This is a genomic window from Saprospiraceae bacterium, from assembly GCA_016710235.1.
Taxonomy (GTDB): Bacteria; Bacteroidota; Bacteroidia; order Chitinophagales; family Saprospiraceae; genus Vicinibacter.
Genome location: JADJLG010000001.1, coordinates 518,552 through 542,500 on the forward strand (window position 1 = coordinate 518,552; position 23,949 = coordinate 542,500).

At 37.8% G+C, this 23,949-nt stretch carries 19 protein-coding genes and 2 rRNA genes (1 of these 21 running past the window's edge); 6 read left to right on the forward strand and 15 right to left on the reverse strand.

The genetic code is table 11. The features are described from left to right. The first annotated feature begins 38 nt into the window (after window positions 1-38). Window positions 39-3,419, forward strand: coding sequence for a methylmalonyl-CoA mutase family protein (locus IPI99_02245; GenBank protein ID MBK7339332.1), 3,381 nt, complete (start codon window positions 39-41; stop codon window positions 3,417-3,419). Window positions 3,420-3,447: 28 nt separating this feature from the next. On the opposite strand, the gene IPI99_02250 is transcribed toward IPI99_02245, so the two are convergent. From IPI99_02250 to scpB, 10 genes are all read right to left on the reverse strand, one after another. After that, window positions 3,448-4,566 carry an ABC transporter permease gene (locus tag IPI99_02250; protein ID MBK7339333.1) on the reverse strand — a complete coding sequence of 373 codons (1,119 nt, stop codon included), beginning with the start codon at window positions 4,564-4,566 and terminating at the stop codon, window positions 3,448-3,450. After that, window positions 4,563-5,678 (reverse strand): ABC transporter permease, encoded by a 1,116-nt coding sequence (locus IPI99_02255; protein ID MBK7339334.1) that lies wholly within the window; start codon window positions 5,676-5,678, stop codon window positions 4,563-4,565. Before IPI99_02255 ends, IPI99_02250 begins: the two co-directional genes overlap by 4 nt. Window position 5,679: 1 nt before the next feature. Next, window positions 5,680-6,435: an ABC transporter ATP-binding protein gene (locus IPI99_02260; GenBank protein ID MBK7339335.1), complete on the reverse strand. Its 756-nt coding sequence runs from the start codon at window positions 6,433-6,435 to the stop codon at window positions 5,680-5,682. Continuing rightward, window positions 6,425-7,339 (reverse strand): ABC transporter ATP-binding protein, encoded by a 915-nt coding sequence (locus IPI99_02265; protein ID MBK7339336.1) that lies wholly within the window; start codon window positions 7,337-7,339, stop codon window positions 6,425-6,427. Before IPI99_02265 ends, IPI99_02260 begins: the two co-directional genes overlap by 11 nt. A gap of 5 nt (window positions 7,340-7,344) precedes the next feature. Beyond that, entirely contained in the window at window positions 7,345-8,280 is a 936-nt protein-coding gene (locus tag IPI99_02270) for an HlyD family efflux transporter periplasmic adaptor subunit (GenBank protein MBK7339337.1), read from the reverse strand. Then, on the reverse strand, window positions 8,270-9,559 hold the full coding sequence (locus IPI99_02275) for a TolC family protein (protein ID MBK7339338.1): 1,290 nt from the start codon (window positions 9,557-9,559) through the stop codon (window positions 8,270-8,272). Before IPI99_02275 ends, IPI99_02270 begins: the two co-directional genes overlap by 11 nt. A 71-nt stretch (window positions 9,560-9,630) precedes the next feature. Then, complete coding sequence (locus tag IPI99_02280; protein ID MBK7339339.1) at window positions 9,631-10,170, reverse strand: TetR/AcrR family transcriptional regulator; 540 nt, start codon at window positions 10,168-10,170, stop codon at window positions 9,631-9,633. A gap of 301 nt (window positions 10,171-10,471) precedes the next feature. Next, on the reverse strand, window positions 10,472-12,031 hold the full coding sequence (locus IPI99_02285) for a right-handed parallel beta-helix repeat-containing protein (GenBank protein ID MBK7339340.1): 1,560 nt from the start codon (window positions 12,029-12,031) through the stop codon (window positions 10,472-10,474). Between the two features lie 83 nt (window positions 12,032-12,114). Further along, window positions 12,115-12,648, reverse strand: a complete 534-nt coding sequence (locus IPI99_02290) for a DUF2480 family protein (protein MBK7339341.1) — start codon at window positions 12,646-12,648, stop codon at window positions 12,115-12,117. Then, complete coding sequence (gene scpB, locus IPI99_02295) at window positions 12,641-13,270, reverse strand: SMC-Scp complex subunit ScpB (GenBank protein ID MBK7339342.1); 630 nt, start codon at window positions 13,268-13,270, stop codon at window positions 12,641-12,643. Before scpB ends, IPI99_02290 begins: the two co-directional genes overlap by 8 nt. 369 nt (window positions 13,271-13,639) lie before the next feature. On the opposite strand from scpB, the gene radA reads away from it, so the two are divergent. Next, entirely contained in the window at window positions 13,640-15,028 is a 1,389-nt protein-coding gene (gene radA / locus IPI99_02300) for a DNA repair protein RadA (GenBank protein MBK7339343.1), read from the forward strand. Window positions 15,029-15,120: 92 nt separating this feature from the next. Continuing rightward, on the forward strand, window positions 15,121-15,504 hold the full coding sequence (locus IPI99_02305; GenBank protein MBK7339344.1) for a RidA family protein: 384 nt from the start codon (window positions 15,121-15,123) through the stop codon (window positions 15,502-15,504). Window positions 15,505-15,534: 30 nt separating this feature from the next. On the opposite strand, the gene IPI99_02310 is transcribed toward IPI99_02305, so the two are convergent. Together IPI99_02310 and IPI99_02315 are read right to left on the reverse strand one after the other, a co-directional pair. Next, window positions 15,535-15,933 carry a biopolymer transporter ExbD gene (locus IPI99_02310; GenBank protein ID MBK7339345.1) on the reverse strand — a complete coding sequence of 133 codons (399 nt, stop codon included), beginning with the start codon at window positions 15,931-15,933 and terminating at the stop codon, window positions 15,535-15,537. Window positions 15,934-15,948: 15 nt separating this feature from the next. Next, entirely contained in the window at window positions 15,949-16,635 is a 687-nt protein-coding gene (locus tag IPI99_02315) for a MotA/TolQ/ExbB proton channel family protein (protein MBK7339346.1), read from the reverse strand. 320 nt (window positions 16,636-16,955) lie between these two features. Between IPI99_02315 and IPI99_02320 the strand changes: the two genes are divergently transcribed. Together IPI99_02320 and IPI99_02325 are read left to right on the forward strand one after the other, a co-directional pair. Then, entirely contained in the window at window positions 16,956-18,410 is a 1,455-nt protein-coding gene (locus tag IPI99_02320) for an amino acid permease (GenBank protein MBK7339347.1), read from the forward strand. Window positions 18,411-18,478: 68 nt separating this feature from the next. Continuing rightward, a complete protein-coding gene (locus IPI99_02325) occupies window positions 18,479-19,087 on the forward strand; it encodes a fumarylacetoacetate hydrolase family protein (GenBank protein ID MBK7339348.1) in 609 nt (202 codons plus the stop codon). A gap of 193 nt (window positions 19,088-19,280) precedes the next feature. On the opposite strand, the gene IPI99_02330 is transcribed toward IPI99_02325, so the two are convergent. Beyond that, window positions 19,281-20,471, reverse strand: coding sequence for an OmpA family protein (locus tag IPI99_02330; protein ID MBK7339349.1), 1,191 nt, complete (start codon window positions 20,469-20,471; stop codon window positions 19,281-19,283). A gap of 1,465 nt (window positions 20,472-21,936) precedes the next feature. Here IPI99_02330 and IPI99_02335 point away from each other — a divergent pair. Next, entirely contained in the window at window positions 21,937-22,200 is a 264-nt protein-coding gene (locus IPI99_02335) for a hypothetical protein (protein MBK7339350.1), read from the forward strand. Between the two features lie 286 nt (window positions 22,201-22,486). On the opposite strand, the gene rrf is transcribed toward IPI99_02335, so the two are convergent. Both rrf and IPI99_02345 read right to left on the reverse strand, forming a co-directional pair. Continuing rightward, window positions 22,487-22,598, reverse strand: a 5S ribosomal RNA gene (gene rrf / locus IPI99_02340). Window positions 22,599-22,693: 95 nt separating this feature from the next. Further along, window positions 22,694-23,949: ribosomal RNA gene (locus IPI99_02345) — 23S ribosomal RNA — on the reverse strand (it continues 1,631 nt past the right edge of the window).

Sequence of the window (23,949 nt, forward strand, 5' to 3'; positions counted from 1 at the left end):
GAGTTACCTTTGTACTTTTGTGATTCAATACCTGATATATGGAAAGCTTACAAACCTACCAGTCCAAATATAAAATACGCATACTGACTGCTGCCTCATTGTTCGATGGACATGATGCTGCAATTAATATTATGCGCCGAATCATGCAATCCAGCGGTGCTGAAATCATCCATCTTGGGCATAATAGATCAGCTCAGGAAATTGTTGATGCCGCCATCCAAGAAGACGTTCAAGGTATTGCCATTACCTCATATCAGGGAGGTCACAACGAATTTTTCAAATACATCTTTGACCTGCTTAAAGAAAATAACTGTAGCCATATAAAAATTTTCGGAGGCGGTGGTGGCACTATATTACCAGAAGAAATCAAAGAGCTGCATGAATACGGAATAACCAGGATTTACAGTCCGGATGATGGGAGAAAAATGGGCCTTCAAGGTATGATTAATGATGTCCTCTCTCATTGTGATTTTCCCACCGTTGACCACCTCAATGGTCAGTTGAGAGAAATTAAAAAAGGTTCTGTAAAATCAATAGCTCAAGCGCTGACATTGGTCGAAAGTGATTTTATACATTCTGATCAAATCAATACCCAAATAGACAATACTACATCGGCACTCAAAAAAATTCCTGTCCTTGGAATTACCGGTACTGGCGGTGCTGGAAAATCAAGTTTGGTGGATGAAATCATTCGCAGATTTATCATCGATTTTCCGGATAAAAAAATTGGAATACTATCCGTTGATCCATCCCGAAGAAAAACAGGTGGTGCACTCCTAGGTGATCGTATTAGAATGAATTCTGTCCATCCATCATTTCATAAAGGACACGTGTTTATGCGCTCACTGGCTACACGTCAATCCAATCTCGCCCTTTCGCCGCATATTAGAAAATCACTCGAAATTCTAAGGCTTGCTAATTTTGATCTGGTCATATTAGAAACCTCAGGTATTGGACAATCAGATACTGAAATTGCTGATTTTGCTGACTGTGCTTTGTACGTGATGACTCCAGAGTATGGTGCAGCTTCCCAGCTTGAAAAAATTGACATGCTTGATTTTGCAGATATCATCGCAATTAATAAATTCGACAAACGCGGTGCTCAAGATGCCTTACGCGATGTCAAAAAACAAGTTCAAAGGAATAAACAGCTCTGGGATGTTTCACCGGAAGAAATGCCCGTTTTCGGAACAATTGCATCACAATTTAATGACCCGGGAACTAATTTATTGTACATCAATTTGATCAAAATCCTGAACTCTAAACTCGATTTAAAATGGAATTCCCATATCAATTTACCTACAGGAGAGAGTGAAAAACTTTATATCATTCCTCCTTCAAGGACGAGATATCTCTCTGAAATCGCAGAACAAAATCGCACATACGATGAATGGGCGCATCAACAAGAAAATTTAGCGAGATCATTGTTTGCAGTGAGAGAAAGTATCCAGTTTTCCAATTCAGAAAAAATTTCAATTCCAGATTTGGACACTCTTGAAAATAAATTATTGAATAAGATTGATGGGCAGATAAAAAATATCATTGAAGAGTGGCCATCCAAAGTGGAACGATACAGACAAGATGAATATGTCTACAAAGTAAGGGATAAAGAACTGCGTATATCTATATTTTCAGAGTCGTTATCGCATACTAAAATCCCCAAAGTAATCCTCCCACAATTTAAAGATTACGGAGAAATTGTCAAATGGACGCTTCAAGAAAATGTTCCAGGTTCATTTCCTTATACCGCAGGTGTTTTTCCTTTTAAAAGAAAAGAAGAAGATCCTACACGAATGTTTGCAGGTGAAGGCGGCCCTGAGCGAACCAACAAGAGATTCCACTATGTGTCTTTAGGAATGCCTGCAACAAGGCTTTCCACTGCTTTTGATTCTGTGACATTGTATGGAGAAGATCCCGATTACAGACCTGATATTTACGGTAAAATAGGCAACAGTGGAGTGAGCATTTGCAGTCTTGATGATGCAAAAAAACTTTACAGTGGTTTTGATTTATGCGATCCAAGAACATCCGTAAGTATGACGATCAATGGTCCTGCAGCAACGATGTGTGCATTTTTTATGAATGCGGCAATCGACCAACAATGTGAAAAATATATCCGCACACATCAGCTGGAACATCTGGTTGAATCTGCACTACAAAAAAAATATGATGCACTACAGATTACAAGACCCCACTATGAAGGAAATCTCCCAGAAGGAAATGATGGATTAGGATTGTTATTACTTGGCGTCACAGGAGATCAGGTATTGCCGGAAGAAGTTTATCAAACCTGCAAAGCAAAAGCTCTCCAATCTGTACGCGGTACTGTCCAAGCAGATATTCTCAAAGAAGATCAGGCTCAAAATACGTGCATTTTTTCAACTGAATTTTCACTTAAACTAATGGGAGATGTTCAGGAATATTTTATTCTAAACAAAGTTCGAAATTTTTATTCAGTATCGATCAGTGGATACCATATCGCCGAAGCTGGTGCAAACCCGATTTCACAACTTGCATTTACCTTGAGCAATGGTTTTACTTATGTAGAATATTATCTGTCACGTGGTTTGAAAATTGATGATTTTGCTCCTAATCTTTCTTTCTTTTTCTCCAATGGCTTGGATCCAGAATACGCAGTAATTGGGCGTGTTGCAAGGAGGATTTGGGCCAAAGCGATGAAGTTAAAATATGGCGCAAATGAAAGAAGCCAGATGCTCAAATACCATATCCAAACTTCAGGGAGGTCATTGCATGCACAAGAAATTTCATTCAATGATATCAGAACCACTCTTCAAGCACTCTATGCCATTTATGACAATTGCAATTCACTGCATACAAATGCCTACGACGAAGCAATCACCACACCTACTGAGGAATCAGTCAGGAGAGCTATGGCTATCCAACTGATCATCAACAAAGAATTAGGCTTGTCAAAAAATGAAAACCCATTGCAAGGATCATTTATCATTGAGGAATTAACTGATCTGGTGGAAGAAGCAGTACTTATTGAATTTGACCGAATTACAGAAAGGGGTGGCGTTTTAGGCGCAATGGAGACCATGTACCAGCGAAGTAAAATACAGGAAGAATCTCTTTACTATGAGATGCTCAAACATACCGGAGAATTTCCTTTGATTGGCGTGAATACATTTCTTTCTAAAGAAGGTTCTCCTACAATTTTACCAAAAGAAGTAATTCGTTCTACCGGAGAAGAAAAAGATAATCAAATTCAATTTCTGGAAAATATAATAACCGCACATAAAGACAAATCCGCTATACTGCTCCAAGAACTTAAAAAAGCTAGCATTGAAAATAAAAATATTTTCGAACATTTGATGGAAGCATCAAAATACTGTAGCTTAGGACAAATTACGCAGACACTTTATGAAGTCGGAGGTAGATACCGAAGAAATATGTAAAATATTGATCACTTGTATTTGGAATTAGTTAACCTCTCTTCCGATAATTAAATATTGCTGCACTGATCGTGAACACTGCAATACCACTGATGATATAAAAGTGTTTTGCTAGTTCTGTAAAATTACTGTGCCGAATGATTGACATTCTCATCACTTCAACATAATAAGTCACAGGATTCACTCGCGATATCCATTTGGCCCATTCAGGCATACTGTCAGTAGAAGTATAAAGGCCACCTAACAAAATGAAAACCATCATCAAGAAAAATGAAATTAAAACTGCCTGTTGTTGATTATCAGTGATAGTCGAAATAAACAAACCCAACCCTAACACTGCGACCATATAGATAGAATTGAAAAGATAAATGACAGTTAATGCATTCCAAGAGTCTATTTGATAAACCACTCTGGCGACTATTAATCCTAGTGTCAGCACTATCTGTGACATGAGCCAAAATGGTATTAATTTTCCCATAATAAAAATATATTTGGGAATTGGTGTTACATTAATCTGCTCAATAGTTCCAATTTCCTTTTCGCGAACAATATTTAATGAAGCAAGAAATGATCCGATCATAGTCAGCAACAATGTCAGAATTCCCGGCACCATGAATAATTTATAACTCATTTGTGGGTTAAACCAAAATCTGCTATTTGTTATAATAATAGGTTCAGGTGGGAATGCGGGAATTTTCAACCATTCTTGTCTGATTTTTTGATTGTATTGGGACAAAATACGCTGAAGGTATTGAGCACCAACATTTGCTTTCATCCCATTGATGGCATTCACAGCCATATAGATATTCACTTTGTCTTCACGAATTAAATCCGATTCACAATGTGAAGGAAATTCAAGTATTATATCTGCTTGATCGGCTTCCACAAACTTCAGTGCTTCTGTATACTTTTCTTCGAATGCAACCAACTTAAAATATTTTGAAGCACTGATCAGATGAATACATTCCTTTGTCATTGAAGATTTATCCTGATCCAAAATGACCAGTTTGACGTCTTTTACATCGTAATTTGCAGCAAAAGGCAATACAACAAGCTGAATGATAGGCATGACAAACATCATCCTGAGTATTGCTTTATTTCTCCTAATCTGGGCGAATTCCTTTCGCAATAAATACTTTAAAGACTTCATGCCAGTCTAGGTTTGAAATTGCGAATCGTAATGATGCTGATGACAACTATCATGAATAATAATGTCAAAACCTGTTTTTGTATACCACTCCATCCTAATCCTTTGATCATTATATTCTTCACCATGATATAGTAATATTTAGCCGGTACAATATTTGAAATAAACTGTAAAGGCTTTGGCATATTTTCGATAGGAAACATGAAACCGCTGAGCATTACTGTTGGTAGAAACATCCCTACCATAGATATAAACATAGCAGTCATCTGAGTATCTGTTATAGTGCTGATCATGAGACCCAACATCAAAGCAGTTACGATAAATATCAAACTGCAAAAGAAAAGAAGTAAAAGACTTCCATTGATAGGCATTTCAAAAACTGTAACGCTGAGTAGTAATATTGATGCAATATTGAACATGGAAAGAAATAAATATGGAACCATTTTGGCCGTAATCACCAAAGCTGGTTTCACGGGGGATGCCAGCAGAATTTCCATAGTACCGAGTTCTTTCTCTCTGACTATTGATACAGAGGTCATAAGTGTACAGACCAATAACAGTATCATCGCCATAACTCCTGGCACAAAATTGTACACACCCTTGAGCTGTGGATTATACAGCATCTTGACTTGTGGTTGGATGGTAAGCGGTAACTTATCTCTCTGCAATATCTCCATTTGAAAACCTGAAATAATTGCAGACAGATAACTGACTATTGCGGTAGCAGTATTCGGATCAGTGCCATCTGCAATGATCTGAAGATTTCCTTTGTGTTGATGTTCTAATGACTCTGTAAAATCTGATGGAAATATCAGTGCTACTTTGATCTGGTTCTTTTTGAAAGCATCATCTGCTTCGCTCACCTGAGAAAAATTATACACTAGATCAAAATACTTACTGGCTGATATTTTCTGGATCAGATCAGCACTATATCTATCCTTGGCTCCATCTATGATAGCAATTGGTGAATTTTTCACTTCATTCGTCAAAGCAAATCCGAATATCAAAATCTGGGCAAGAGGCATTCCCAATAATATGACCAGAGTTTGTTTATCTCTCCAAATATGAAGGGCTTCCTTTCTTATAAAATGCAAAAATGGTAATAATGATCTCATCTCAATCACCGCTTTTAGTTGCCTTCCTCGCCAGTAAATAAAATACCTGATCCATATTATCCGCTTGATAATATTGCTTCAACTCTTTAGGTGTTCCTAATGCAGCTATATCTCCATCGACCATAATAGATATTCGATCACAGTACTCCGCTTCATCCATATAATGCGTAGTCACAAATATAGTAGTTTGTTGTGCTGAAGCTTCGTATATCATCTGCCAAAACTCCCTCCTCGTTACAGGATCAACACCACCTGTTGGCTCATCCAAAAAAATTATAGCAGGTTGATGAAACATCGCAACACTGAAGGATAATTTTTGCTTCCAGCCAAGTGGTAACTCCTGAACTAATGTATTCTTTTCCGCAAGTAGATGGAGCTTCTCTATAACTTCCAGAGACCTGCTCTGGATTACTTTATCGTCCATTCCGTAAATCCCTCCGTAAAATCTGATATTCTCCAGAACAGTAAGGTCGTCATAAAGTGAAAATTTTTGGCTCATATAACCGATACTTTTCTTTATTTGGTCGGCTTGATTATCAATAGAGTATCCTGCTACAAAGGCTGTCCCGGAGCTTGCCTTACTGAGACCACACAACATTCGCATCGCTGTTGTTTTACCTGCCCCATTTGCACCTAAAAACCCAAAAATTTCACCCTTGCTTACTTCAAAAGAAATCTGATTTACAGCGACAAAGTCACCAAACTTTTTGGTCAGATTCCGAACAAAAATTGGATACGATTCTTTCTTATTTTCCATTTCTCATATAGTCAATAAATACATCTTCAATGTCGGGTTCAATTTTCTCTATTCGCTGAATAATATTTTGAAGTTGAGTTGGAACTGAAGGAGCTTGATCCGTTTTTAGAATCCAATGCAAACTTTCTCCAAAAGGATAAATCTTATCAGTAATAGCTAGGTCTTGTAGAACATGTAGAGTCAAATACTTATCACGAGTGTACACTCCATAGATTGATTTTGGAAACGTCTCAATAATTTGTCTCGGACTATTTGAGGCCATTATTCTTCCCTCCTGAATTAGTGAAATTTTATCGCACAGATTTGCCTCATCCATATAAGGTGTAGAAACCAAAATAGTAATCTCATGTTTTTGCAGATTCTTCAACATTGCCCAGAACTCTCTTCTGGAAACAGCATCCACACCGGTAGTAGGTTCATCCAAAAACAATACTTTTGGTCGATGAATTAAGGCACAACATAAAGCCAATTTTTGCTTCATTCCTCCACTCAATTTTCCAGCCCTTCTATCACGAAATGGTTCAAGTTGAACATAAATATCTCGAATCAAATGAAAATTTTCTTCTTTGCTGGTTTGAAATATCGTAGCAAAAAAATCTAGATTTTCTTCAACAGATAAATCTTGATACAAGGAAAATCTTCCCGGCATATAACCGAAAATATGTCTTAGCTCATTATAATCCCGAATAATATCCAAACCTTCTACAGTGGCAGTTCCACTATCGGGTAAAAGTAGCGTTGTCAATAATCGAAACAATGTCGTCTTTCCTGCTCCGTCTGGACCTATTAGTCCATACAATTCACCAGCCTGAATATCCAAATTCGTTTTTTGCAAAGCCTTGACCGTTTTCTGCTTGGTCTGATAGCTCTTTTCAAGTCCTTGTATGGAAATACTTACTGACATTGAAATCAAAACTTCACTTCACCGTACATGCCCAATTTAATTTTGCCATCATTCTTCACCCGAATCTTGATCGCATAAACTAAATTATTTCTTTCTTCCTTTGTTTGTATCGTTTTAGGAGTGAACTCAGCTTCAGAACTGATCCAATACACCTGACCTACCAATTCTTCAAAAGTTTTATCAGATTGGTCTATAAATACTTTAACATCCTGGTTAATTTTCAATCCTGCATACTGTTCAGCATTTACATAAGCCTTAAGAATCATATTGTCCAAATCAGCGATTTTATAAAGTGGTTTCCCCGGTCCGGTAACCTCTCCTTCATGGGCATATACTGTCAATACTGTGCCGGCAATTGGATTTTCTATTTTGCATCGATCGATCTGGTCCAAAAGTATATCTTGTTTTCTATCTAATGGTTCCACTTCACTGAGAACACTTTTATTTTGTGTACCGACATTGGATTCCGCTACATTAATTTGGCCATTACTAACTTCAATTTGTTTGCTCACTACATCGATTTGAGCAATGATATCATCCAATTGCTTTTTGGTGGCCGCATCCGCATTGACAAGTTTTTCGAACCGGTTTTTTTCTTTGAGGAGTGTTTTTAATTGGGAATTCTGGACTTCAATCTGATCTTTTATCACCCTTACTTGAGGTTTAACATCAACTGTTTTTCTGAATAATGCTTTTTTTGAAGCTTTTATTTGCTCTATCTGTAATTGAAAAGGCACGGTATCTAAAACAGCAGCTAAAAAATTCTTTTCAATTTTTTGACCCTCTTCGATTTCCCATTTTACGATTCTTCCACCTACTTCAGAAGCTACCAATACCTCCGTAGACTCAAATATTCCGGTCGCATCAAACTGATTCTCCTTTTTGTTACAAGCAGATAAAAACAGTAAACCGAATACAATAATCACCAAACTATTTTTCATATATACCTAATGCATTTTTTAATTGAATTGAAATAATCTCTTTTTGGGTTTCATGCAAGCCTTTCATTTGACGGGCATTTTCCTCAGCATTTAATTCACGTATAAAATCTGCTGATGTAATCACACCTTGTTCAAGTTGGGCTTCTGTCGCTCTTTTGATTTTAGTCCTCAAATCAATCAATTCCTGATCCTTTACTAAAATATCATCCAATTTTTTTAGATCTTCCCTCAAGCCTGTAATTTGAACATCATTAGCCATTTTATACTGGTCTTCTTGGATTTGTACCATTGATTTCTGTAACTCGACTATACTCTTCTCCTTTTTTGTGGTATAAAATGGTGTGAGATTCCATTGTGCTTTTACTCCTGCAATATAATAAAATTGAAATTCGTTGTTTAAAAAATTCAAGCCAGGTCTACCATACGCGCCTTGTGCAAATAATCCAACAAATGGCTTGCGTTTGGCAGTAATACTTTTTGATTTCAAGTCCAAAGAACTCCTTTGAATTTGGAACAATTGCCATTCAGGGCGCAAGTTCTTAAAGTCTCCCATATTTACTTGAAATTCTTCTTCGGCAAATAATGCATTATCATCCAAATCCCTACCTGTATACAATTCTAAAGCTTTGATAGATGAAGATCTCTGCGATTCCAATTCAATCATACGCTGTTCCCATTTTTTAATCTCAGCTTCCAAGTTCCATACATGAGACTGAAAGCTAATTCCATTTTCAAATTGAGCCTTCACTTTTGAAAGAACCCGATCCAAATCATCTTTAGTCAGCTCTAGTACTTTCTTTTGAGGGGTATAAGATAATAATATTGCATAAACTTGTAATATCCTATCTCTCAATTTTGCCTGCTCCACAAGCGTTTGTTGTTTCTCAGAATCCGCATTACTTCTGACTATTTTTTTCTGCAGAGTAACTATTCCTCCATTATAAATTAGTTGCTGCACATCTAAGACCAATTTATATTGATCTTTGGAAGTTTCTTGTACATTGATATTAGGAATTTTAATAGGTAAGGAGGTCACATCAGATTGATACGTTGACTGCCCGTTTATGCTAATTTGCGGATAATTAGCGACGCTTGCTATTCTAGTTTGCAGATCCGAATTCTGTTCAGTTAATGCCATTCCCCTAGTAATGGCAGCATTTTCTATGGCCCATTCATACAATTGCCCAATCGTATATCTCTTTTGAGAATATAACTGTGATGAGACCAATATACAAGCCCAAAAAATACTTAATTTGATAATTGAAAAATTATTGCTCATAATTTAACACCATAGATTTAACAAAAATACGGATATGATTTTTTCTCTCCAAAAGGAAAGTTTCGTATTCCTTATTGTTGAATTGTACTAATTTTTGAATCAGTGGAGCAGCAACAAAAGGATAAACACACATGCTTAAAATGTTTAAGAATAAATGCAAGGGGTCGAAGCTCTTGAATTCTTTTTTTTTGGATACTAATCCTAATCTCATAAATGAAATCTTGAATAGGAAGTTGATGGAGCAATTGTTGGATTCCCCTTTTTCTTATCTCCCGATTAGAATGCATTTCATTGATTACAAATAATGGTAAATGCGGATTAGCAACTAACATATCCATATACACATCTACTAACCCTTCCAATTTTGTTATTGTGCTCAATTGTTTATTCTCAATCAAACTTTTCAACTGTGGTACTAGTTTTTCCACAGCCTCAAAGAAAATAATTCTGAATAGATTATCTTTCGATTTGTAATAATAATGTACCAGAGCTTTATTGGCACCTGCAGCATCGGCTATATCCTGCATTCGTGCCCCAGCGAACCCTTTGCTCATGAATTCTTGTCTTGCAGCACTCAGTATCAATTTTTCTTTAGAATCTGACTTTTCCATTTGTATGTCTGAATATTAAGGGCACCAATCAAGCATTCAGCCAGCTTGATTTCTATCCTTTCTTGCTGATTATTAACTCATTAAGCACTTTTAAGGATTAACCAATCGGTTAAACTAAATGGTTAAACATCTGTTGATTAAAAGTGTTCACCATTTGTCTATGAAAGACAACATAATATAGGAAATGTAAAATGATTTTAAGCTAGTAACATGAAAATAAGACCCTTATCTTCTCGAAAAGCATTCACATGGCTGTTTATGATTGCGCTTTTTACTCTACTTAATCCTAGAATGAAATCTCTCACTTTTTTAACTTCACAAATCGCCCTATAATTGATTCCCCTTCATTCATAGCCCTGACATAATACACTCCTGGGAGCAAATCCATTCCTGAAATGACCAGTACCGTGCCTTTCTCATGAAACGAGCTGAACCTTTGCAATAATGCTCCATCAAAGGCATATAACAATGCCTCAAATGATCTCCCTCGGTGGTTTACAATGGTAAATTCATCTCTGTCAGAACTATAATTTGTGGACCAGATGGCTTTAATTCTTTTTTGATCGATAAAGGGTTTTGCATAAATCTGTGTGTTCAAAAACTTGTAATCGCTTTCGATTGCACCAAGATCAGGTAAAGGCCCCAGGGTTCTGTTATTCAGCATAAAGTCAAATAAAGTCGTGTGATTTCTTTCACCTTTATTGATGGCCGGACTTCGATCTTTCAATCGGAAATCATAAATATTTCTGACCTCATCCAATCTCATAAACTGCGGATCAATCAAGGTATCTCCTATTCCTTTATCGTAGTCTGTACAATTGAAGTAAAGGTTATTCTTATAATCAACGTACTCCAATAATTTTGAACGACTACCTCCTTTTCCCCGATTTGTATAAATGATATTATTTATAATGGCACCTTTCATTATGTTAAACAAACTCAGTTCTGCGCATGAAGCATTGGCTACAATATTCTTATAACATGTATTATTTGCAATGACAAGGTTTGGAGTCGTTTGTACTGAAATCGCTAGCCCTGAATTTTTATAAATGACATTATTGGATATACTGGTCTGTGCTGAAATACTTCTTAATTTCTGCAAAACGATATCCTGATTCTCAAGCAATATTCCACTACCAGGCAGCTTTGTAATACAATCTCCGGTGCTATAATCTTGCATACTAGTGCTGACATTATTGAATATTTCATTGCCGTCAATTTCATTCTTGAAAAATTTCTTTTCTTCCAAATCCAGAAAATCCTTGATCCAAATTGCTGCAGATGGTCCTTTTATACCTCGACAATTGTTCATTAGCTTATTTCTGGAAACGGTAAATTTGGAACAAGCTTGCAAATAGATAGCTGAGCCTCCAAACCCAGATATTTCATTATTGATGATCTGAATATTTGAATTTTTCACTTGAAACGATCCGGATTCCATCCAAATTCCCGAGTAATTGTTTTGCTCTGCTTGCTCTCCGTCTACTTTGTATTCGTATTTGATTTCAAGACCATCCAGCGAGATAAAAGATACATTTTGCAGAACAATACCATGCATGTTTGTGCAATGCAATACTGGTACTTCTTCTTTATAATTTTTAAAAACTATCCAGTTTTCAGCTGCACCTGATTTTGTAATGCTTGCAATCGCTTGACTCCCCTCTGTCCCATAATAATCACCGCCCATAATCCAAATCGTATCTCCCGGCTCCGAAATCAACGCCGCGGTTTGAATGTCTTTCAAAGCTTGCCTTTCACTCATTCCAGAATTGCCGGATGAAGCTTTAGGGTTCACATAAATACTTTTCGCATTCACACCAACAAACACAAAAAATAAAAATATCGTAATTGGAATTTTCATCTTTTTAGTTTCAAACATGACACAACATCTTATAGAAAAGTTGCCTGTTATTTCTTTATCCAACTCAACTGTACACTTTAATTCTAAGTTTTCTCCGCATTCAATTTACGCTTGAAAACGGGCACTGTGGAGCATGGTTCTCCATACATAATACTGGAAGCTACATCCTGCAGTTTTTTCATCAGGTCCATATAAGCTGATGCAGGTACTGGAAAATCGCTACAGCCTTTGATCACAAGTTTTTTATCTCTCCAGATTTCAACATCCAGAGCTTCGATTTTTTGAGAAATGAGATGGCGAATAACCTCTTCTTTTGTGCCAAAATATGCAGTGCCTTGATTCTGCTGGACATATGATGATACCAACATATAAGCCCAAGTTGGAATGATAACATCCAACGAACAAAATACAGCGACGTTTTTTTTATTATAAATGGTCCAGTCCATTTTTTTCAGCGAATCCCTAAAGTCCAACTCCTTTAAAATAAGTTCCATGAACAAAAATTGCTTCAGATCAAACTCAACTACTTCCTGCTCTGGCAAATATTTTTCCGGATAAATTGTGACGAGACCACTTTGCTCCACACGATTGATGAGTGTTCCTATTTGATCATTCATCTTCTGTCGATTGGTTTACTACTATTTGATGTGCTTTCTCTTCCTTGACGTCTATTTCCACAGGAGCTGGTTCTCCGATTTCCTGGCTCAAAGCAAAGTCCTTCAATCTAGGCAATTCAGCAAGGTCTTTGAGACCAAAATACTCCATAAACCTCTGGCTTGTACCAAACAAGATCGGCCGACCTGGACCTTCACTTCTTCCTTTAATTTCGATAAGTTCCTTTTCAAGCAATTTTTGGATGGAGTGATCGCTGTTTACACCTCTAATCGCTTCAATTTCTGATTTTGAAACCGGTTGTTTATAAGCGATAATAGCCAAAGATTCCATGGCAGCCCTGGTTAGTTTTTTGCGATTGTTCAGCTTAATATGCTCTGCCACCAGGTCAAAATGTTTGGGCTTGGATAAAAATTGATATCCACCAGCGATCTCTCTAATTTCTATGCCGAAAGCATCTCCTTCGTATTTTTGTTGAATATTATACACAGCATCACTGATAATATCAGTATCCATGCTCAATCCAAGAGTATTCTCCAAACAATATTTGATTTCGGCAGCTGAGACCGGTTGCGGTGATGCAAAAATCAAGGATTCAATTGCCGGAAAGTATTGTTCCAAATTCATATTCTATCTCAGTTTTAAAGCAATTTTTATTGCTTCCAATTAATAATGATGATTTACCAATATCCGCTCACTTTGCTGTCGATGCCGGATATGCATACAAACAGTCAACTTCCTAATCAGTTAACGATTTTGCAAACATACATAAAAAAAACAGGGCACTACTAAAAGCAGCACCCTGTATAACCCCAAAAAACCAATTGAAATTTTTATCTAAAGCGAATAGATTTCATAACTTTAAATTCAAAGAGACTCTCAATTCAAAAGGTTCTCTCCAAATTGCCTACTTTTGACGATGACTTTCCAAAAGCGTCACAGTCCAGGGCTTTATTATCCAATGGCATATTAATCTCATAATCACAAACTTATAAATTGTCAAAAATAAAATCAATCTATATTTGTTCAAACTGTGGTGCCAACTCTCCCAAATGGATAGGCAAATGTCCATCATGCGAAGCATGGAACACATATAGGGAAGAACTTTTTCAAAAAACAAATACAGAAAAAAATTTAAGCGACCTTTGGAAAGCCCAAAACTCAACAAATTCACTTGTCCAGCATGCAAAGCGACTGGATCAAATTGAAGCTGGCAGTCTGACCAGATGGGACACAAAGGATAAAGAGCTCAACCGCACATTGGGAGGAGGACTTGTGAGAGGGAGTGTCATCTTGTTAGCGGGTCAACCCGGTATAGGTAAATCGACTCTTTTATTACAACTGGCACTGCAACTGCCGGTGGAAAAAACACTGTACATTAGTGGTGAAGAAAGCGAAGAGCAAATCAAGCTCAGGGCTTTGAGACTCAATAAACCTTTAGATCATTGTTTTCTTTTAGCTGAAAATCGTTTGGATTTGATATTGACAGAAGCTGCGAGATTAAAACCGGATGTTGTCATCATCGACTCTGTCCAGACTTTAACGACACCTGAGCTAGACTCCGCACCAGGGACCATTTCCCAAATAAGAGAATGTTCCAATGAGCTAATTCGTTATGCTAAAGAAACAGGGACTCCGATCTTTTTGATCGGGCACATCACTAAAGATGGAGACATAGCAGGACCCAAATTACTGGAACATATGGTAGACACCGTACTTCAATTTGAAGGAGAAAAACATTACGCTTATCGGATACTTCGGACACAAAAAAACCGGTTCGGAAGTACCGATGAACTATCTCTTTATGAAATGACTGAAAATGGCCTAAAAAGTATCCAGAATCCTTCTGAGCTGTTACTATCACAACATGAAGAAAGGTTGAGTGGTAGCGCCGTTGCCTCAACAGTAGAGGGCTTAAGGCCACTCTTGGTGGAAACTCAAGCATTGGTTAGCCAAGCAGTGTACGGGAACCCTCAACGAGTTGCCACAGGATTTGACAGCAAAAGACTGTCTTTATTGCTCGCTGTTCTAGAAAAAAGATGTGGATTCCAAATTGGATCACAAGACGTGTTTCTCAATATAGCTGGAGGGATACGCATTTCAGATCCGGCATTGGATCTGGCAGTGACTGCAGCATTGATTTCCTCTTTGGAAGATCATGCACTACACAAACAAATTTGCTTTTGTGGGGAAGTTGGCTTGTCTGGTGAGATTAGAGCTGTATCCAGAATTGATCTTCGAATTCAGGAGGCGGAGAGAATGGGATTTAAAGCAATCGTAATCTCTAAGTATAATATCAAGAACTGGGACGAAAAAAAATCTAAAATCAAAGTCGTGGCTCTTTCAACAGTGAATGAGTTGTATGAAAAGGTTTTTGCCAGATAGCGGTACATTTTAAATGAGCGAATGCCTATAATGAGTAAATTGTGTTTCTTTCGTTATTATTAAATATCTAAAATTACTCAAGATCTTTGACTATGAAAAAAATCATTTTCACGCCGGAAGCTCCAGCTCCGATAGGACCATACAGTCAGGCCATCGAATGGAATAATACAATATTCGTCTCAGGTCAGATTGCAATTGACCCTAAAACCGGAAACTTGATCAATGAAAATATTGAACTGGAAACGCATAGAGTGCTTGACAATATCGGCGCTATCTTAAACGCAGCAGAATTGAGCTTTCAGAATGTTGTAAAATGTTCAGTATTCGTCAAAGACATCAGACAGTTTTCTGCAATAAATGCAGTGTATACCACCTATTTTTCATTTGAGGGGGCTCCTGCCAGAGAACTGGTTGAGGTAAGCCAACTACCTAAATATGTATCTGTAGAAATTTCCTGTATTGCGATCAGAGCTTAACTTACAATCAATGAGCTCAATTTAATTCGATTATCGAGTTCTTTCTGTGGCAAGTACCATTTTTACTTTAAGATTGACTCCAATCTGAAGTACATCAACCATATCCTGAACCATGAGTCCCTGATCCAAGCGAAGAACGACGGTTAGATCGGATTCTCTTGCCAGATACTGCTGCAATTTGCTTTCCAGTTGGTCAAACGGTATTTCTTCTTTCTCGATATAATACCTTTTGTCCTTGGTCACAGAAATACTGATTGGTTTTTTACTTGTTTGCTCACTTTGCTTAGATGATGGCAACATCAACTTGATTACGTTCGGATTGGCAAGTGTAGATACAATCAAGAAAAACAACAATAGAAAAAACATGATGTCATTGAGTGATTCGACACTCAACTCAGCTCCTTCCTTTTTTCTGCCTCTTATATTCATTGATGCAGATTTACTTTATTTAACCGGTGTATGTAGCATATCCATGAACTCAATACTGCTACGCTCTAATTTATTCACTTCTTCATCCAGCATCATTGTTAGGAAATAGTAACCGATGAATGCAATGATACCTACCAACAATCCTCCTGCAGATGTAAGCATCTTTTGGTAAAGACCACCTGAAATTACCCCTACTGAAAGATTGTCTGTCAACGATATGTCATAGAAAATTTTGATAACTCCCATGATCGTTCCAAGGAATCCAAACATAGGGGCCAATCTAGCTATGAGTGACAAATAATTCACTTTTTTCTCCAATCTAAAAGTTTCTACACGACCCACATTTTCTATTGCATTCTCAATTTCAGGCATGGGACGTCCAAGTCTTTGCAAGCCTTTTTCGACCATTCGAGCAAGCGGAGTATCACTGGATGCACAGATACTCTGAATAGTCGCTATGTTTCCACTTCCGATATTGGCTCTCAAATTTTGCATCACCCTATCATCTTCCTTCACCACAGCTTTGATAGTCAGAAATCTTTCTATAAAAATATACAATGCAACTACCACAAGTAATACTTGAATCGCAATGATCCCTACACCAAGCGGACCACTCTGAAGAATGATATCAAAAATATTCTTGGATGCCATTGAAGTACCTGTACCGGTGGTGTCGATTTGTAACAAGAATGTCAAAAACATATTACGAACTGCTTATTTATATTCTAATCGTTGAAACACTATCATTTCGTATGCACATACCAATAAACTAATGGATAAACATCGAAAGATGGGCAAATATACGCTCTGAGCACCAAAATAGCGAATTGAATGTAATTTTTATTTTAATACTTAATATACTGTTTATCCAATTACTACATATAATATAATAGTAAATATATAAATACTGTTTTAGATCATTGCATATTCTTAACAGCGTCAAATGAAATTTTTAAAAAAAAATACCCAATGATGAATAATGATTACTTTTAGATTTCAGAAAAACCAACTTTTACTATCGTATGTCAAACCTATTTCGAAAAAAATCATTGACAGCACTTATTGCTGACGCCCAACCTGATGAAAAAGGTCTTAAAAGAACCTTGGGTACATTTGCCTTGGTTGCTCTTGGAATTGGAGCCATTATCGGAGCCGGAATTTTTGTGCGGACAGCTGCAGCTGCAGGCTCACATGCCGGTCCGGGTGTAGTTTGGTCATTCGTCATTGCGGGTCTGGGATGCGCTTTGGCAGGACTTTGCTATGCTGAGTTTTCTTCAATGATCCCTGTTGCAGGTAGTGCTTATACTTATAGCTATGCGACAATGGGAGAGCTGGTGGCCTGGATTATAGGTTGGGACCTAGTCCTTGAATATGCCTTAGGTGCAGCTACAGTATCAATTGCTTGGTCAGAATACCTCAATAACCTGCTGCAATCCTATTTTAACACCTCGATACCCTACCAGTGGTGTCATTCTCCAATGCAAACCTCAGCTGCGGGAGTATCCGGCATAATGAATGTGCCCGCAGTATTCATTTTATTGGTCCTTTCCCTCATCTTGATACGCGGTACATCCCAATCTGCATTGGTTAATAATATTATTGTCATCATCAAAGTTGCAATCGTACTTATGTTTATTCTCTTGGGCTGGTCATTCATCAATCCGGTCAATCATGTTCCGTTTGTACCGGATAACACCGGTGTTTTTGGTTCATTCGGCTGGTCAGGAGTATTAAGGGGAGCAGGTATTGTTTTCTTTGCATATATAGGATTCGATGCAGTATCTACGGCTGCCCAGGAAGCCAAAAAGCCTCAGGTGGGTATGCCTATAGGCATACTCGGCTCTCTTGTATTTTGCACCATCTTATATATTCTTTTTTCTTATGTCCTCACAGGTGTTGCAAATTATAAGGATTTTGGCGTCAATGGTCCTGGTCATGAAGCATCTGTAGCTTGGGCTATTCAAACTTATATGCATGGTTATGGATGGCTTGCCAACTTGATCACTTTGGCAATTTTGGCTGGATTTTCATCAGTCATTTTGGTAATGTTATTAGGACAATCCAGAGTTTTCTATTCGATGAGTCGTGATGGCTTGCTCCCTCCTATTTTTTCAGAAATTCATCCTCGATTCCACACACCATGGAAATCGAATATTTTATTATTTATTTTCGTTGGATTTTTTGGTGCTTTATTACCAGGAGATGTTGTCGGTGACATGACGAGTATTGGTACTTTATTCGCTTTTGTCCTGGTATGTATTGGTGTCATTGTCATGCGAAAATCAGATCCGGATGCAAGTAGGCCTTTTAAAACCCCTTGGGTACCCGTGGTACCTATTTTGGGTGCACTAGTTTGTTTGGCAATGATATTTGGTCTGGGCTGGGCCAACTGGTCCAGATTGTTGGTTTGGCTTGTTGTTGGGATTGTAATATACTTTGGTTATTCTCAGCATCACAGCAGGTTGGACAAACAGTAAACTTACATTCGATTTTTAAAAATGATCGAATTGGTGGTTCGATTTTTTGGATTTCAATTGAATTTCAGATGTCTATATTTTGTGTAGGGCGCAATTATGTTTTGCATGCTCAGGAACTCAACAATCCTGTTCCTGCTGAACCTTTAATTTTTATGAAACCCAATACAGCTTTACTCAGGGACAATAAGGACTTCTATTTTCCAAACTTCAGCAAGCAAATTCACTTTGAAGTTGAATTGGTACTTAAGATTGGAAAAAAAGCCAAGTGTGTTGCAGTGAACAAAGCTTTGGAATACATATCACACTTCAGTCTGGGCATCGATTTTACGGCTCGTGACATTCAAGAAAAATGTAAAAAAAATGGCCATCCCTGGGAGATCGCCAAGGCCTTTGATCATTCCGCAGTATTGGGAGAGATGATTGAAATTTCAGATTCTCGATTAGATGATATTGCTTTTTCCCTAACAAAAAACAAAAATATCGTTCAATCAGGGAACAGCAAGGACATGCTTTTCAAACCGAACCATATAATTAACTACATTTCTCAGTTTTTTACTCTTCAGGTAAATGACTTAATTTTTACAGGTACTCCGGCCGGTGTAGGTCCTATCCAAATAGGTGATCAGTATGAAGGGTTTATTGGACAAAAGTCTATTTTTTCTTGTAAGATAAAATAATCTTTGTCAATGCATTTATAGATTCAAAAAAAGGAACTTCATCTCCAAATAAATAAAAAAAGGCCGCAATTCATGAGTTATTGCGACCTCTCATTTACTGATTTTGGAATTTAAATCTTTTAATTCTTGAAGGAATGTCTCTATTGCGAAGATACAATTTTGCGCAACGTATTGCCAAGATTTTTTGATCCTCTTACAGTACGGACAATATTTTAATTTCGACTCTTTGGTTCAATGCTCTTCCTTCCGGAGTTGAATTGCTAGCGATTGGCGATCTCTTTCCATATCCTTTAAAATTAATTCTGGTTGAGTCAATTCCCAATTCCACCAGATAATCTCTCACAGCCTGTGCTCTTCGTGTCGACAACCTATCTGCAAAGTCTGGCGAAGGGCGACTATTGGTATGTCCTCCAACTTCTATCTTGATACTTGGATTTTTAAGCAGAAAATCATAGACTTCGTTCAATACAGTGTAGGATTCAGGTTTGATTCTCGAGCTATCAATGTCAAAATACAATTTCTCGATTTTTATGGTTTGCCCTACTTTAACTGACTTCGAATCAAGTTGCTTTAATATTTTAGTTTCGCTTTTTTGCTGTGCTACCGGAAGGCTATTTGCTGGCGGTTTTGAGCTAGGTTTTTGGGAATCTACTTTTTTCTTGACTTGTGCTAGCTGCTTTTCTTTTTGTGCAAGATAGTTTTTGTAATCAGGTGTTCCCGGACAAGGAATAGGTACCAAATCCGATGCTTGATCAATCAATACATTCCCATTGTAAGGCAAGAGCACAGGTGTTTTGTAAAATGCTTCGATTTCAAAGTATTCCAAATCCGTTTTTGGGCGTAATTCAAATTGGAACATCTCCCAATCCAGATTATCCACCAACTTAGATTCACCCAATAGTTCCTTTTGATGGCAATAAGCCTCACCACCCCAAATTCGAAGGACAACTGGAGTCGTATACTCCAGAAGCACGTTCTCGTTCTCTTTTTGTGCGGAAAGGTAAGAATCTGAGCGACAAGCAAAAATCGAAAAGGAATAACATTGTCCTTTCAACATCTTAGAAGTAAGTCTCTGAGATACACGTTCCCAGGTTTCATTGGATCGAACCACCATCCCGACATAGGTTTTTCCTTCATAAGGAATTTTGGTGACGCCAAACAATGCATGGCCGGTAATTGAGAGTTCGGGCTGGATGTCAGGTGGGGTTTCTCCTGCATGACCGCAATTGATCCATCCCATAGGGGTTTTGCAACATCCTGCTTCACCCTCGAAGCCGGAATTAATGATCGATATAACGGTGGCATTGGAAACCTGGGAATTTAGGTCTATCCAGCTGAGAACAAAAATGCAGGTATAGTAAAATATATTTGAAAATTTACCCAAAGCCACTTGTATTTATACTGCTTTCCTTAACGAAATACAGACAAAAATAGTTCTTAATAAAATCCTAATTCCAGTATTAGATAGCAGATATTTCACCTTACGAATCTGTTTCTTGGAGATTTTTGCATACCAATCGAACCACAATATAACCATCTACACGAGGAAGACTATAACCTTATAGCTTTGTAATTTCATATGGTCTAAGTTTAAGTCACTAGACTAAAGTACTAGATATCATGTTTTTAAACCAAATATTCCAGTTGAACTATGCTTATCAAAATCGCGTGAAATCGCTCGATCAATTCTCGCATTACGAACCATCCAGTTATATCAAATACTAAGTTATTGCAATTTTGTAATTATTACACATTTGTCTCATACGTAGAATCTCAAATCAAAATTCGGGTTACTAAGGCTGGATTAGCTTCCAAAGGAAGAGCCGCAATTATTAAAATCAAGCCATTGTAAAAAACTTTGATGTCAACTCAAATCAGTTAAATTGTAATGTATTTGAGAAAGAAACTCTTAGGCTTAGCATATAAAAATTTACCTTCCGTCGTAGTGTTTAATATATACCACCCTCGAAAATTAGTTTATAATTGCTGATTAATTTCAAACGAATCTGAATTAGAATATTCCGTTGTATTATTTATTCAAATAAAAGATTTTAGTATGAAATGCTTCAATGTTTTGCCAGGCTTAAACCAAGTAATAACCGGTTGGAACATGATTCAATTTTATTTCATTTGAAGCTTGCAATGTATTACAAATTGTCCAAAATGATGTAATACTTCTATCTATTCAAATTGGCAAATAAAATTAAAGTTACCATCAATAAATTTGCCAAAATTATCTTCATTGAACTTCCTGTATGTATCTGTAGCCGCTTCACCTTTATTCAATTTGGTTACGAATAACTTTACAACAAAATCGTCACTTTTGTGCAGCGTATAATATTTATCAACACCATTGTGGCGTGCAATTTGAATGTTATTATTACTTAAACCATTATTAAAATTTACTCACATTTTAGTCTGAAAATAATACCAATATATTCCTTCTGCAGAAGGACTTTGAAATTTTCGAAAGGAAACGAATAAATCATCGCCATTTATATAAACAGAACTATAGGATGCTTCAGATAAATAACTTAAAGGCTTAAAAGTTGAATCCCTGTTCAATGAGACATACACCCTGCTACTGCTGTAAAGTAACATGGTATCTCCTTCAAATTGGGTTGAAATAACTTTAGAGAAAGAGGGTGAATTGAAATTTTCAATTGTTAAACAAAAATCCAGGGAATTCTTTGCAGTGCAAAAGTTCAAGATATACATCTTATTTGCAGACTGATTATAATAGATTTAACCAATTTCTTCCCTTTTCAAAGCTAGGCGCTCCCACAAACCAATGCAAGTATTAACATAATTATACCATCATTGGTAGCAGCGAAAAGGATTCCTTGCAAATGGTTAAACCATTACAAATACCAAAAGTTCCTTTCCTTTACCAAATCTTACCTTCATCAGTAGAAAAAAGCATCCAGAAGAAGAGCCAGAGTAAAATTGGCTTTGATTATAATAATCACACACTTCGCTTGTCCAAAATGCCTGCTCGTAGATTTTACCCAAGACGCACATTCATCACTTTGATGAGAGGTTGTTCATTTTTATTTTTTATTACGATGAATTCTGAATCCGCAAAAAGCACTTCATTAGTACTATTGCCATAGGTATATGGATGTTTGATATTGCTCCATTATGCCTTTGCTTCAATACTAATTTGTATTCAAACTGAGTACATTAAGATTTTCAAAGTGTATAGTATGAGATTAAAAAATTATTATTACAAGAAAGCACAAATTCTATCAGAATTGAATCAGGCCTGGCAACAATGTTATTAGTGCAGGTTTCTAGTCTCATCAGCAGTGTATTCATTCTCATTCAGTTTAGCGTTACTTACTGAGGATATAGGTAAAAAAAAAGCCTTGTGTCAAATGACCAAGGCTTATTTAAAAAAAACGGCAGCGACCTACTCTCCCGGATTTAGTCCAGTACCATCGGCGCAATGGGGCTTAACTTCTCTGTTCGGAATGGGAAGAGGTGGAACCCCCACGCTATAGCCACCTAAAACTTTTTCCTCAAAAGAGGATATATTTTAGAATATTATTTGTGGGTAACAAATAAAAAAAAGGTTGGAGAGAAAATGAGCAAGAAAATAATAAAAAAAGGAAGCTTTGGGGTAATTAGTACTACTCAGCTGAACGTATTACTACGCTTATACCTGTAGCCTATCAACGTAGTCGTCTTCTACGACCCCAGTAATACTCATCTTAAGGATAGCTTCGCGCTTAGATGCTTTCAGCGCTTATCTAGTCCGTACATAGCTACTCTGCGCTGCACCTGGCGGCACAACAGATACACTAGAGGTACGTCCGACTCGGTCCTCTCGTACTAGAGTCAGCTCCCTTCAATATTACAACGCCCACCACAGATAGAGACCGAACTGTCTTGCGACGTTCTGAACCCAGTTCACGTGCCACTTTAATCGGCGAACAGCCGAACCCTTGGGACCTTCTTCAGCCCCAGGATGTGACGAACCGACATCGAGGTGCCAAACCTCCCCGTCGATATGAGCTCTTGGGGGAGATCAGCCTGTTATCCCCGGCGTACCTTTTATCCTTTGAGCGATGGCCCTTCCATGCGGAACCACCGGATCACTTTAGCCTACTTTCGTACCTGATCGAGCCGTCGCTCTCTCAGTCAAGCGCCCTTATACTAATACGCTCTTCGCATGATTACCGACCATGCTGAGGGCACCTTTGCGAGCCTCCGTTACTCTTTAGGAGGCGACCACCCCAGTCAAACTACCCACCACACACTGTCTCCCGCGGGTGCGGGATTAGAACCTAAATAAAGGAAGGGTGGTATTTCAACGATGACTCCACGACCACTAGCGTGACCACTTCAAAGTCTCCCACCTATCCTACACATCCTTTATTCAAGCACAATGTGAAGTTATAGTAAAGGTGCACGGGGTCTTTTCGTCCCGTGGCGGGTAACCGGCATCTTCACCGATACTTCAATTTCACCGAGCTCATGGCTGAGACAGTGCCCAGATCGTTACACCATTCGTGCAGGTCGGAACTTACCCGACAAGGAATTTCGCTACCTTAGGACCGTTATAGTTACGGCCGCCGTTTACTGGGGCTTCAGTCAAGAGCTTCGCTTGCGCTAACCCCCTTCCTTAACCTTCCAGCACCGGGCAGGTGTCAGACCCTATACTTCAACTTTCGTTTTTGCAGAGTCCTGTGTTTTTGCTAAACAGTCGCCTGGGCCATTTCTCTGCGCCCCACCGAAGTGGGGGTCTCTTTTCCCGAAGTTACGAGACTAATTTGCCTAGTTCCTTAGCCATGACTCACTCGAGCGCCTTAGGATTCTCTCCTCGACTACCTGTGTCGGTTTGCGGTACGGGCTGTATA